General features: G+C 37.7%; 16 protein-coding genes. 13 read left to right on the forward strand and 3 right to left on the reverse strand.

Features of this window, described 5'->3' with window-relative positions; genetic code table 11:
• The first annotated feature begins 143 nt into the window (after positions 1–143).
• Together EPA86_RS05405 and EPA86_RS05410 are read left to right on the forward strand one after the other, a co-directional pair.
• On the forward strand, positions 144–788 hold the full coding sequence (locus EPA86_RS05405; protein WP_140602399.1) for a FlgO family outer membrane protein: 645 nt from the start codon (positions 144–146) through the stop codon (positions 786–788).
• 39 nt (positions 789–827) lie between these two features.
• Positions 828–1,295: an LPP20 family lipoprotein gene (locus EPA86_RS05410; RefSeq protein WP_140602400.1), complete on the forward strand. Its 468-nt coding sequence runs from the start codon at positions 828–830 to the stop codon at positions 1,293–1,295.
• 69 nt (positions 1,296–1,364) lie between these two features.
• Here the strand turns inward: EPA86_RS05410 and flgN are convergent, their stop codons facing one another.
• From flgN to flgA, 3 genes are all read right to left on the reverse strand, one after another.
• Positions 1,365–1,796, reverse strand: a complete 432-nt coding sequence (gene flgN / locus EPA86_RS05415) for a flagellar export chaperone FlgN (protein WP_140602401.1) — start codon at positions 1,794–1,796, stop codon at positions 1,365–1,367.
• A 162-nt stretch (positions 1,797–1,958) separates the two neighbouring features.
• Positions 1,959–2,267 (reverse strand): flagellar biosynthesis anti-sigma factor FlgM, encoded by a 309-nt coding sequence (flgM, locus tag EPA86_RS05420; RefSeq protein ID WP_140602402.1) that lies wholly within the window; start codon positions 2,265–2,267, stop codon positions 1,959–1,961.
• 85 nt (positions 2,268–2,352) lie between these two features.
• Complete coding sequence (gene flgA, locus EPA86_RS05425; protein WP_140602403.1) at positions 2,353–3,045, reverse strand: flagellar basal body P-ring formation chaperone FlgA; 693 nt, start codon at positions 3,043–3,045, stop codon at positions 2,353–2,355.
• Between the two features lie 177 nt (positions 3,046–3,222).
• Between flgA and EPA86_RS05430 the strand changes: the two genes are divergently transcribed.
• The 11 genes from EPA86_RS05430 to EPA86_RS05480 all read left to right on the forward strand — a co-directional run bounded on the left by EPA86_RS05430 (position 3,223) and on the right by EPA86_RS05480 (position 13,145).
• Positions 3,223–4,152, forward strand: a complete 930-nt coding sequence (locus EPA86_RS05430; protein WP_140602404.1) for a chemotaxis protein — start codon at positions 3,223–3,225, stop codon at positions 4,150–4,152.
• 52 nt (positions 4,153–4,204) lie between these two features.
• Positions 4,205–5,035, forward strand: a complete 831-nt coding sequence (locus tag EPA86_RS05435; RefSeq protein WP_140602405.1) for a CheR family methyltransferase — start codon at positions 4,205–4,207, stop codon at positions 5,033–5,035.
• A 178-nt stretch (positions 5,036–5,213) separates the two neighbouring features.
• Complete coding sequence (gene flgB / locus EPA86_RS05440; protein ID WP_140602406.1) at positions 5,214–5,612, forward strand: flagellar basal body rod protein FlgB; 399 nt, start codon at positions 5,214–5,216, stop codon at positions 5,610–5,612.
• 2 nt (positions 5,613–5,614) lie between these two features.
• The gene (gene flgC / locus EPA86_RS05445) at positions 5,615–6,034 is read left to right on the forward strand and encodes a flagellar basal body rod protein FlgC (RefSeq protein WP_140602407.1); all 420 of its coding nucleotides are present in this window, start codon (positions 5,615–5,617) and stop codon (positions 6,032–6,034) included.
• 30 nt (positions 6,035–6,064) lie between these two features.
• On the forward strand, positions 6,065–6,751 hold the full coding sequence (locus tag EPA86_RS05450) for a flagellar hook assembly protein FlgD (RefSeq protein WP_140602408.1): 687 nt from the start codon (positions 6,065–6,067) through the stop codon (positions 6,749–6,751).
• A gap of 87 nt (positions 6,752–6,838) precedes the next feature.
• Positions 6,839–8,224, forward strand: a complete 1,386-nt coding sequence (gene flgE, locus EPA86_RS05455; RefSeq protein ID WP_140602409.1) for a flagellar hook protein FlgE — start codon at positions 6,839–6,841, stop codon at positions 8,222–8,224.
• Between the two features lie 236 nt (positions 8,225–8,460).
• Positions 8,461–9,204, forward strand: a complete 744-nt coding sequence (flgF, locus tag EPA86_RS05460; RefSeq protein WP_140602410.1) for a flagellar basal-body rod protein FlgF — start codon at positions 8,461–8,463, stop codon at positions 9,202–9,204.
• A gap of 42 nt (positions 9,205–9,246) precedes the next feature.
• Positions 9,247–10,035, forward strand: coding sequence for a flagellar basal-body rod protein FlgG (flgG, locus tag EPA86_RS05465; RefSeq protein ID WP_140602411.1), 789 nt, complete (start codon positions 9,247–9,249; stop codon positions 10,033–10,035).
• A gap of 26 nt (positions 10,036–10,061) precedes the next feature.
• Positions 10,062–10,757 carry a flagellar basal body L-ring protein FlgH gene (gene flgH / locus EPA86_RS05470; RefSeq protein WP_140602497.1) on the forward strand — a complete coding sequence of 232 codons (696 nt, stop codon included), beginning with the start codon at positions 10,062–10,064 and terminating at the stop codon, positions 10,755–10,757.
• Positions 10,758–10,855: 98 nt separating this feature from the next.
• Positions 10,856–11,950 (forward strand): flagellar basal body P-ring protein FlgI, encoded by a 1,095-nt coding sequence (locus tag EPA86_RS05475; protein WP_246058275.1) that lies wholly within the window; start codon positions 10,856–10,858, stop codon positions 11,948–11,950.
• Positions 11,951–11,990: 40 nt separating this feature from the next.
• Entirely contained in the window at positions 11,991–13,145 is a 1,155-nt protein-coding gene (locus EPA86_RS05480; RefSeq protein ID WP_140602412.1) for a glucosaminidase domain-containing protein, read from the forward strand.
• The last annotated feature ends 91 nt before the right edge of the window (positions 13,146–13,236 follow it).

Here is a 13,236-nt window from a genome sequence, read left to right on the forward strand (position 1 = left end):
TAATTATATGTTTTATTATCATTGCTTGTTAGCTTGGCGTGAAAACTGCATTGTATTTTTAAGAAATATTTAGTGTTAGCCAACTCAAGCTACCTAATTTATGTTATTAAGCTAGAAATAAATTGGCTTTTAAGGGGAACACCATGAAGAAATGGCTTATACCATTATTGTTACCTGCTTTGCTATCTTGCGAGTCAACGTATGATGATGGTTTTTATCAATCTACTAAGGTAGATAGAGGTGAAATTGATAGTTATAACTTGCCTAAACATGCGATAAATGATGTTGTAAAAGGGCTTGCTTATCAAATGCTTGAAAGTAGCAGTTTTGTCAATGCCAAAACGCCAGTTGCTGTCACATCATTTGTTGAATTATCTTCTCTTGAGAGTACTAATTGGTTAGGTAATCAATTAGCTGAAAGTTTCGTCCATGAGTTGCAGCGCCATGGCTTGGTGGTTATTGATTATAAAACCACAGGGCATATTCGAGTCACCAAAGAAGGTGATTATGTTTTTAGTCGTGATTGGAAGGAACTACCTGAACGTCAGATTATTGACTATGTTGTCGCTGGTACTATGGTTGAGCAAGAAAGTGGCATATTAATTAATGCCCGTATGATTGGCATTCAATCGAAAGTTGTTGTTGCTACAGCACAGTCATTTATTCCCAATTGGGTTTTGGGGGATGAACTTAATCCTGATGAAAACGTGAAAATGAAAGATGGCCTGTTAATTAGAACAAATAGTATGCTGATTGAAGATCAACGCGCTGTCAGCATTCAAAACTAATAACCCTAATGTGTTAATTATCAAGTGGTGGTAAAGGTAATGTTTAATAAATGCTATAAAGTCACAATTATGCTCATGGCAATTTTATTCTTATCGGCTTGCTCGAGTTTATATGACAAGCATGTGGAATGGGAAACCGTTAAACCTGAACATTTTCCAGTGTTACATGGAGTAGGTTATGCGCCTATCAGTTTGCAAAAATCCACACATGAAACACAACGAATGTTAATGGCAATCAAAGCATCTAAACTTGCTGCATATGCCGAGTTAGCTGAACAAGTATATGGGCAGCAAGTGAGTGGTAACGTTACTATGGCTGACTTGTTAGTCAATGATGACCGATTGTCAGCGTCTGTAAGTGGTATTATAAGAGCGGCTAAAGTGGTAAAAAGTTATCCTGTCGGTGATACATATACCACTGAGTTACAGCTTAATTTTGAAGATGTGTATTCTATTTATCAGGCAAGTTTAAATAGAAAAGAAATTAAGGAAGTGACTTATTTTTAAGTTGTAGTTCACTAAATAAACTGAACGATTAGGTAAGGTTAAAAACCTTACCTTTGCTGATTTATTCTCTTATGCTTTTATTCCAATACTTGATAATCCACCACTTTTCTTTCCTTTATTATCATACGTTATAGTATTTTTAGTATGATTTTCCAATAAGCTTGTCTTCATTCGTTCAACCGCAAGTTGAGACTGCTGAATTATTTGGCCGTTAACAAGGTTTTGTTGTTGGCAGTGGGCTAACAGATTGGTTATTTCATTAAGCTTATCTTCTAATAATCCAGCCGCTTTATCTTTTGCAAACTGTTGATCTAAGCTAATTTGTTTATCAAGGGCTTCAATAGCTAGCAGTTGTTGGTTTTTGTCTTGGCTAATTGATAACAAAGCTTCAGGATCGTGCTGTTGAAGTACTTGTTTTTCAGTCTCTATGAGTTTTTCTAAGGTTTGTAATTGTTGCAGTTGTTGCGCGAGTAGTTGCTCGGGAGATAATCCTTGTGACATAAAGTAGCCTTAATTTATCAATAGACGGTATATAGTCATACCATAAAAACAATTGCTGATAGAGTAAAGAAACAATTTAAACTTAGATTGTTTCTTTACTGTTTTTAAAGCAGATTCATGTAGAAGCGATATAGCTTATAAAAGGATGCTCGCTAAGTTCGATTATAATAATTTAAACTCGAAGTCAGCTATACTTGCCGCAAGCTTCTCAGGATCAACTTTATATTCACCTGAACTTATTGCTTTTTTCAATTCATCTATTTTCTTTTGGTCAATTCCAGGGCCTTCAGATGATTTTTTCTGTAACTCGTTCAGTTGCTTCGCTTGTGGCGTAATTGAAACTGAATCTTTACCTACTGTTCTAACTTGGCTTTGAGTATTTGCTGATTCAGAAGCCTGCTGTTTAACTTGGGCTTTTTGATTTTGCTGAACCTGAGTTACATTGTTTAAGTTATTGATATTTATAGCCATAATTATGTCCCGCGACAATTAACTTATATTGTAGATTTATCCTAATAATTATATATCGGCATCTAACTAAAATACTTTAATAAAATTATAGATTAATAACAACTTGTTTAATAGCAATAACTTGTGGAGTTATAACCTTACCTGAACGTGAATTTTCAACACGAATTTGTTCACCAATATTGCCAGAATTTAGTGCTATACCTTGAGTCTTAATGCTGAAGCTATTTGATTCAGCAATTATTGTCACCCTGTCACCTTTACATACTATGCACAGGTTTTTGTTGTTGATTGCTTTTCCTTTAGCTATTCGTCTTTTTACTTTTGCACCTTTTATAGAGTGAAAATCTGTAAGCTTTTCGCCTCTAATTTTATTTTCAGGTAAATATCGCAACTCGATATTTTCATTACTTAGTCTGTTACCTTTTTCTATGGTTTGTTTTGCCACAAGAACAGGGTAGGTCATAGTGACCTTTGCGGATAAATACATCTTCCATGGTGTTGAATCATCACAACTTATTTTCACATTTACATTTCTACCTGTACTTTTTTCAGGTATATTTGCTTGTAGAGGCATTTGACAAGGTTTTATAGTAATTCTAGGATCAAGCTTTGCCACCGAAACCGTCATTTTTCCTTCTGATTCTGGTACATAGTTTTTTTCTACGTGGCTTTTAATTAATTGCTCTATCTCTTCTCTTTTAAACTCTAAAGCATAGCTTTGTGTCGAGAAAGCGAGCAATAACAAAGAAAATGATAAAATTACTTGATTATATTGCATATATTTTGTTGTCTATATATAGGTAAATACAAATTGTCGTCTATGCTTAGGTTAAGTCAGCATATTTTGTTTTGTGTCAATTAACAGACGCATATTCATGTTACTTTCAAGAAATGTGCCCTTATGTGTTTTGGGCGAATAAGAATACTATAAAGCACGTATACAAATGAGGTTTTTATGGCAGGCATTTTAGATTCAGTAAACCAACGTACCCAATTAGTTGGTGAAAATAGACTGGAGTTATTACTTTTTAAATTGGTTGGAAGGCCACGCTTTGGAATTAACGTTTTTAAAGTGAGAGAGGTATTACAATGTCCACCGTTAACTTCACTACCCAAGCAAGATTCATACATAAAAGGTGTCGCTCATATTCGCGGGCAAACTATTTCAGTAATTGATTTAAGTAAAGCGACAGGTGGGCCGCCAATTGTTCAAACTGATGACAGCTTTATTATCATTGCTGAATATAACCGTAGTGTTCAAGGTTTTTTAGTGGCAGGTGTTGAACGCATTGTTACTTTAAGTTGGAAAGATATAATGCCGCCGCCAGAGGGAGCTGGTAAGTCGAGTTATTTAACCGCAGTAACAGAAATTGATAATGAAATGATATCAATTCTTGATGTTGAAAAAATCTTAAATGAAATTAACCCTGTTTCAACTGAATTAAGTGAAGATGTTGCTGATTCGAGTGTTGGCGAAGATCTTGGTGAAAAACTGGTGATGATTGCTGATGATTCGACTGTTGCTCGTAATCAAGTTAAGCGCGCTTTGGAGCCTCTTGGTATAAAAATGGTTTTGGCCAAAAATGGTCAAGATGCACTTAATCAATTGTTAGAAATTGAACAAACCTGTCAAAATAGTATCACCGAAAAAGTCGCTTTGATGATTTCTGATATAGAAATGCCAGAGATGGATGGTTACACCCTAACAGCAGAAGTAAAAGGTAATGATCGCATGGCTAAAATGCCAATAATTTTGCATACCTCGCTTAGTGGGGTGTTTAATAATGCGATGGTTGAAAAAGTTGGGGCAGAAGATTTTATTCCCAAATTCCATCCCGATGAACTTGCTACGGCAGTGAAAAAATGGCTTAAACTAGATGATTAACATCTTTAAGTTTAACCTTTTCATATTAAGTTGAGTTAACAGGAAATATCGAGTGTCAGCAAGACAACTAGACGAAAAAAGCTATCACGAATTTAGAACATTTCTCGAGCAACAGTGCGGCATTGTGCTCGGTGAAAATAAGCAGTACTTAGTCAAAAGTCGTTTAGCTCCATTGATGGTAAAATTTGAAATTGCTTCACTGGGAGAGTTAGTCTCAAAAACCTTGTCTCCTGTGGAGCGGCAATTGCGTGCCGCTGTTATAGATGCTATGACAACGAATGAAACGCTATGGTTTCGTGATGATTATCCTTTTAAATTGTTGAAATCAAGATTACTCCCTGATTTCGCCAACAGAAAAACTCCTGTCAAAATTTGGTCTGCAGCAAGCTCTTCAGGTCAAGAACCGTATTCAATAGCAATGTCAGTGCTAGAATATCAACAAGCTAATCCCGGCGCATTTCCTCGCGGAGTGCAAGTGATTGGTACAGATATATCAACAACGATGCTTGAGCATTGTAAATATGGTCATTATGATAGTTTAGCACTCGCTCGAGGGCTTTCAGCAGAACGTAAACGTCAGTTTTTTGAACAAGGCGATAATGGCATGTTAAGAGTTAAACAAAACGTTAAGTCAATGGTTAACTTTAGACCGCTTAATCTGTTAAACAGTTATAGTTTGATGGGGCGTTTTGATATTGTCTTCTGTCGTAATGTGTTGATTTATTTTGCTCCAGAAATTAAAGCGCAAATTATTAGCCAAATTCATGGTGTGCTAAATAATGAAGGCTATTTATTTTTAGGAGCTTCTGAGTCATTATCAGGAATAAACCAAGACTTTGATATGCTCCGGTGTAACCCGGGGATTGTTTACCAAAAAAATTAGTTTCATTACCAGCCTTACAAGTTTACTTGGTAAGGCTTTGTTGTTTTGCCTCCTATATTTTTCCTTCCTAATTTCTAAAACAAACACAGAAGTATTTTTTGACGCGTCAATTGGCATAATTATTGAATATCTCTTACTCATAGTTAAATGTTAACCGTTTAAGGTAAGTGAGGCTGCTATGGCAGTAGGATTTGATAAAGGTTTTCAAATGCATGCTCAAGGTATGGTTCTGCGAACACAAAGAGCAGAAGTGATTGCCAGCAACATCGCGAATGCAGATACCCCTGGATATAAAGCCCAAGGTATGGACTTTAAAGAAGCGCTAGCTCAAGCCTCAAGACAGCAGCAAGGTACCATCTACAAAACCAACGAGAAACATTTTGATATACGAACAGGTTCAGAGGATTTCCTAAAATATCGTGTACCAGATCAACCAGATACAGGTGACGGAAATACAGTTGATGTACAAATGGAACGAAACTTGTATCTAGAAAATTCATTAGAGTATCAAGCTAGCGTGCAGTTTCTTAATGGCAAGATAAAAGCCTATAAGAAAGTCATAAGTGGAGGTCAGTAATCATGAGCTTATTTAACGTATTTAATATCAGTGGTAGTGGTATGAGCGCACAATCAACGCGTTTAAATACCACAGCAAGTAATATTGCTAATGCAGACAGTGTTAGTAGTAGTGCAGGAGAAACTTACCGAGCTCGCCATCCAGTATTTGCCGCTGCAATGCAAGAAGCTGCCGCCGGTCAACAAAGTGCTACAGGTGTTAAAGTGTTAGGTATTGTCGAAAGTGATAAGCCGCTTAATGTGGAGTACTCACCAAGTCACCCAATGGCAGATAAAGACGGCTATATCTATAAGCCAAATGTCAATGTTATTGAAGAAATGACAAATATGATATCGGCATCTCGCTCATACCAAACCAATGTTCAGCTAGCTGAATCAGCAAAGAATATGCTCAATAAAACATTAACTTTAGGTCAACGTTAATGACTGGCTTAAATCTTTTAGGAGTGCAAAATGGAAACAGTTAAAGGTGGCAACCCACTAGAAGCTATGCGTTGGCAAAAAGATGACTACAAAGTTGCTGAGCAAGATAGAGGCATGCTGACGCAAGCAGACTTCTTTGCTTTGTTAACGAAAGAACTAGCGAATCAAGATCCAACAAAGCCGGTTGATAATAATGAGATGATTTCACAAATGACTGCATTCTCTACAACCGATGGTGTGCAAAAACTCAATGATCAATTTGACTCATTTGCTAGCTCGATGACATCAAGTCAAGCATTACAAGCATCATCGTTAGTTGGTCGAAGTGTATTGGTAAAAGATAATGTTTTTGGTATGAATGAAGGTGAAAACGTCAAAGGCAAGTTAGTGACAGATAAGCCAGCGAGTAATGTGGTTATTTATGTCGAAAATACCGCAGGTGAAGTTATTCAGACAGTCCCTGTTGGTAGTGTTGATAAAGGTGAGTTTGGCTTTACTTGGAATGGCCAAACATCTAATGGTGAAGCAGCACAAGCAGGAGCCTATCGTTTTAGAGTTGTAGGTTTAGTTGAGGGTAAAGCTTCAGAGTTAGAAGCGATGACTTATCGTAAAGTAGATAGTGTGACCTTAGCAGGCGCTGGCGGTAACATCATGCTCAACTTAAATGGAGGCAGTGCTATGGCATTAGCCGATGTCGTTGAAGTATCGGAAACTTAAGCATTTTTCAGGTTAATTTATTGTTAGATAAATTGATTTATTAGGCACATGCCAGCATAGAACAGAATATTTAAAGAGGGTTAGATTATGTCATTTAACATAGCATTAAGCGGTTTAAACGCAGCGCAAAAAGATTTAGATGTGACATCAAATAATATTGCAAACGTCAATACGGTAGGGTTTAAAGAATCTCGTGCTGAATTTGTCGATGTGTATGCCGCATCATTACTTGCCTCTGGCAAAACTAAAGTGGGTGATGGTGTGTTAACCGCTGATGTTGCTCAACAGTTTTCTCAAGGTAGCATTCAATTTACCAATAATGCTCTTGATTTAGCGGTAACTGGAAATGGTTTTTTTGCTACAGTACCAGAGCTTGGTTCACTTGAAACTTCATATACTCGAGCTGGGCAGTTTAAATTAAATGCTGATAACTTTGTCGTTAATTCACAAGGAGGTCATTTATTAGGTTTTCCTGTAAACCCTGATGGTTCATCTGCGTCAGTAAGTTTAAGTACTGCCGAGCCTATTCGGATTCCAACAGCCTCGGGCGCACCGACTAAAACCAGTGAAGTGGATGTACGGATGAATTTACCTGCGGGTGATTCATATATTGCGGGAGCACCAGGTAATTTCGATCCTGATGATCCACTTACTTTTAATAATTCTACCTCAGTTACAATATTTGACTCTTTGGGTGATAGTCATGTAATGACTTATTTCTTTGTAAAAGATGACCCTAACACTAACCCTAATGAGTGGATGTTATTCGCTGCCGTGGATGGTAAGCCTATTAATTTAGTTGACGACAGTACAGTTCCTCCTTCTGCTACTGGAATTATTGGTGGTAATGTTTCTGGGCCTCTTCAACCAACTGGTGGAGTTGGTGGGGCTAGGTTAACTTTTAATGCTTCGGGGGATTTTATTTCGCAAATTCCAACCTTAGCTGATGGTGGTATCATCACAGAAGACTTTACTAATCACCTACCTAACGGCGCTGATATATTACAAAGAGTACAAATTGATTTTAATTTAGATCCAACAGGACCAAACCCGAACGAACCAACTCAGTTCGCTTCAAACTTTGAAGTGACGGCATTAAACCAAGATGGTTTAGCAGTAGGTCGCTTAACCGGCATTGATATTGGTACAGATGGTCTTGTTCGCGCTACATACAGTAACGGTACCTCTCAGCCATTATCCAGAATTGCCATGGTGAACTTTGCCAATGAACAAGGGCTAACACAAATTGGTAATACCGGTTGGAAAGAAAGTATTGTTTCAGGTGAAGCCTTAGCGGGTGAAGCGGGTTCAGGTACTTTTGGTACTATTAACTCTTCAGCGTTAGAACAATCAAACGTTAATTTAACTACTGAGTTAATTGATTTAATTTCAGCGCAGCGTAACTTCCAAGCCAACTCACGAGCGCTAGAAGTTGATAACCAGTTAAACCAAACTATTTTACAAATTAGATAGTTAACATCATAAGCTAGCGGATCATTTTCGTTAGCAAGTTATCATATTTACCCAAAAGCCAATATCGAAGACGTTTATTTTGATATTGGTTTTTTTGTTTCTCCCGTTCAACATGTCTTTCAAGCAAAAGCTTACTTTCCTTCAAAGCCCTATAAAATTTAGGTGATAGCACTTCTGGCACTTAACTTGCAGATTACTTATTAGATAGTTCATTAAAGAGTTTTCAGGAATTAATCATGGATAAGTTGCTTTATATCGCTATGAGCGGTGCGAAACAAAATATGCACGCTTTATCAATCAATGCCAATAACTTAGCAAATGCTAAAACTACTGGCTTTAAAGCTGATCTTGCACAAGCTAGAGCAATGCAAGCTTACGGTGAAGGTTTACCAACACGAGTTTTTTCCATGACTGAAAGAGCCAGCCAAAATTTTGACTCGGGCTCTATGTTAACAACAGGTCGATCCCTTGATATTGCCATAGAAGGTGATGGGTTTATTGCAGTGCAAGCTGGAAACGGTCAAGAAGCGTATACCCGCAGCGGTCATTTGCGAGTGACTGAGCAAGGTACTTTAGAAACAAATTCCGGCGAGATGGTATTAGGCGAAAATGGTCCCATACAATTACCACTGCCAGTGAATAACATTCAAATAAGTCGAGATGGAACCATTATGGTTCAACCTGAAGGTGCTCCTAGTAATGTTCAAGAAGAAGCAGGGCGTATTAAGTTAGTTAATACTGACGTTCGACTTGTTGAAAAGGGTAATGATGGTTTATTTAGAGCTAAAAACGGTCAAGCTTTAGTTGCTGATATAAACGTTAAAGTACTCGGCGGTACATTAGAGTCGAGTAATGTTAACCCTATTAATGAAATGACTGAAATGATTGCATTGCAACGTCAATTTGAAATGCAATTAAAAATGATGAAAACCGCAGAAGAGATAGACTCAAGTGCTTCTGCTTTATTAAGAGCATTCTAACTTGAGAGTCTCGATAACAATGATTAGCAAAAGAGGTGATTTATGAACCCAGCATTATGGATAAGTAAAACCGGCTTAGATGCGCAAAACAAAGATATTGCGGTAATTTCTAATAATTTAGCCAATGCCAGTACGGTAGGATTTAAAAAGAGTAGAGCAGTATTTGAAGATTTGCTTTACCAAAATATTAATCAACCTGGTGGGAGAACCGCTCAAGATACTGAGGCGCCTTCTGGTTTAATGCTTGGTGCGGGTACTAAGGTAGTGGCAACACAAAAAATTCACACCCAAGGTGATATGATCACCACCGACAATGCTCTTGATTTAATGATTCAAGGTGAAGGTTTTTTTGAAATTTTAATGCCTGATGGAAGCTCGGCTTATAGTCGTAATGGTCAATTTACCATGGATGAAGAAGGTAATATGGTGACTCCAGGTGCTGGTTATTTAATTCAACCACAAGTGACGATTCCAGAAGATGCACTGAGTATTATTGTTTCACAAGATGGTGAAGTGTCAGTGACTTTACAAGGTCAAGCAGACCCAGCCGTTGTTGGACAAATTAACCTAGTTAATTTTGTTAACCCAACAGGTTTAGAGCCAATCGGACAAAACTTGTTCACAGAAACGGCAGTTAGTGGCGCGCCACAAGAGGGCGTTCCTGGGCTTGAAGGCTACGGTATGTTAGTGCAAGGCGCTTTAGAAACTTCCAATGTAAATACTACGGAAGAGCTAGTGAATTTAATTGAAAGTCAGCGTGTTTATGAAATGAACTCAAAAGTTATTTCGGCGGTTGATCAAATGCTTAGCTACATTAATCAACAGTTATAACCGTTGATATAGGTGAGGGTATGAGAATGAAATCTATGAATAAAATTTGTATAGCCAGTATCTTTATCGTATTAGTCTCAGGTTGTAGTAACACTATTGAGCTAAGTAAAGCGTTGCCAGATGACCCAGATTTTGCGCCAATTATGCCAGAAGCTGAAGAAGAAGCTATTGTGCCCAGTGGTTCGTTATTTAATCAACACTACGTCAATAATATTTACTCTGACTCAAAAGCACATCGTGTTGGCGATATTATTTCAGTGATTTTAAGTGAAAATACTCAAGCTAAAAAGAATGCTAAAACGGAGCTTAAAAAAGAGAATGAGTTTGAACTTGGTGCAGTGAGCGGTTTAGGTGGCAATCCTGTAACTGTCAATGGTAAAGCATTACAGTTTGGTTTAGAGCAAGACTCTGCCTTTAAAGGTGATTCAAAAGCGGATCAAGGTAATAGCTTAAGTGGGAATATTTCAGTGCATGTTTTACGGGTATTACCTAATGGTAACTTAATGATTCGTGGTGAAAAATGGATCACTTTAAATAACGGTGATGAATATATTCGCTTAACGGGCGTTATTCGTTCAAAAGATATAAATTCAAATAATACTATTCAATCAACGAAAGTTGCTAATGCCCGTATTCAATACGCGGGAACAGGAACATTTGCTGATGTTAATGAACAAGGCTGGCTAACCAAATTTTTCAGTGGCGCTTGGTGGCCAATTTAGACTTTAAGCAGCGCAAACTATTTACCCCAAAGGTATTTAGTGATGGAACGAATACTGATTAATTTACTTTTACATTGTCAACGATAGGTAGTAAGCAAATGAAAGCGTTAAGACAAATTACAATAATACTGTGTAGCTTAGTACTGGTTAATGCTAGTTACGCTCAGCGTATTAAAGATTTAGCTGATGTTGCTGGCGTGCGGTCAAACCAATTAATTGGTTATGGCCTAGTTGTTGGTTTACCAGGTACCGGTGAGCAAAGCCCTTTCACTGAACAAAGTTTTAAAACGATGTTGAGTAATTTTGGTATTACCATGCCAGATAATTTAAAACCTAAAATTAAGAATGTTGCTGCAGTAGCTGTACACGCCGAGTTAAATGCTTTTGCCAAACCCGGACAAAGCATTGATGTAACAGTATCGAGTATGGGGAGCGCACAAAGCTTACGTGGTGGTACGTTATTACAAACCGTATTAATGGGTATTGATGGCAATGCTTATGCCGTAGCGCAAGGTAGTTTAGTGGTAAGTGGCTTAGGAGCACAAGGTTTAGATGGCTCTCAAGTACTCGTTAACATTCCAACCGTTGGTAGGATAGCAAACGGTGCAACCGTTGAAAGAGAAGTTAAATCACCTTTTTCATCAGGTGATTATATTACCTTTAATTTAAGGAATTCAGACTTTACTACAGCAAAACGCTTATCTGACACGATAAATGAATTAATTGAAGGCTCTGCTCAAGCACTTGATGCAACCTCTGTACGAGTAACAGCACCAAGAGATATTTCAGACAGAGTTAGCTTTTTATCTGTGATTGAAAACTTAGAATTTGAGCCTGCATCACCTGCAGCAAAGATAATTGTTAATTCACGCACAGGTACTATAGTTATTGGCTCTGAAGTGAAACTACTTGCTGCTGCGATTACTCATGGTGGTATTACGGTCACTATTAATGAAATTCAAAATGTTTCCCAACCTGATGCTTTTGCTGAAGGTGAAACCGTAGTAACTAATGAATCTGCCATAGATGTAAGCCAAACGGATGCCAGAATGTTTGTTTTTGAACCGGGTGTTACTTTAGACACGTTAGTTAGAGCCATTAATGAAGTGGGCGCTGGACCAGGTGATGTTATGGCAATATTAGAAGCGCTTGATCAAGCAGGTGCTATTCGTGGTGAACTCATTGTTATTTAAAAAATTGCTTTCACTATTCTAAAGCAAAAGGCTTATAGTTATGGATACAAATATTAATCAAGCACATGCATTTGACCAAGCGCGCAATGCGTTAGAGTTAAATGGCTTAAACGATATTCGTGCTCAGTCTAGATCAACTGATGCTAAAGAAAAAGATGCTGCATTAAAAGAGGCAGCTCAGCAATTTGAAGCTATTTTTATGCGGATGCTACTTTCAAGTATGCGCAAGGCTCAAGAAGTTTTAGAGTCAGATAGCCCGTTCAACTCACAGTCGACAAAATTTTACCGCGATATGCATGATCAACAAATGGCGGTTGAGCTCTCATCAAATGGCACATTAGGTTTAACCGACCTTATTGTTAGACAATTAGGTGGTGGAGAAGATTACAAACCAAGTTCTGTATTAAGAAATGATGGTAATTTACCCGCAACTCAAGCTAAGGGCACAAATAATGCTGCTAATAGTTTGTTAAGCGCTTTATCTGTCGAGAAAGAGCCTGATGAGAAAAAATCTTTTGGGAACAGTGCAAACTCGACTTTACATGAGCTTAGTGCAGAGCAAACCGTGTTTAATCAAAATAAAGAGCATTATAGTAATTTAGTCAATAATCCATTTGGTAGTGCTTTGGCCGCGATTAGTAACAGGGTAGTTCATGCTACGCCAATCCCTCTTGCTACATCAGATAACATGGCTAAACAAAACGTCAAAATTTCAACACCTAATTTTGAACAGCCAAAAGATTTTGTCTCTGCACTAATAAAACCTGCCAAAAAAGTGCAAGAAAAATTAGGTGTCCCTTTTGAAGTGGTTATTGCTCAAGCGGCATTAGAAACAGGTTGGGGACAAAAAATAATTAAAGATGCAGATGGTGCCAGCTCAAATAATTTATTTAACATCAAGGCTGATGCTCGCTGGTCTGGCAATAAAGTTTCAAAAGATACTTTAGAATTTGAAAATGGAGCGATGGTTAAGAAAACGGCTCCATTTAGAATGTACCAATCGCTTACTGAAAGCGTCAATGACTACGTAAACTTCCTTTCAACAAATAACCGTTACCAAGATGCACTTCAACAACCTGGTGATGTGGAACAATTCCTGCATAGCCTTCAGAAAGCAGGTTATGCAACAGATCCTCAATACGCTAACAAGATCCTTGGCACATTGAAGAAAGTTGGTAACTTATTAACTAAATAAGTTTGTCGAATTAAATATACATGCTGCCATTAACACGGTGTTCAAGCATATAAGCGGCAATGCTGATTGAATGATTTGATCGTTTGTAGGA

Source organism: Litorilituus lipolyticus, assembly GCF_006439335.1.
In the GTDB taxonomy this organism is placed as follows: domain Bacteria; phylum Pseudomonadota; class Gammaproteobacteria; order Enterobacterales; family Alteromonadaceae; genus Colwellia; species Colwellia lipolytica.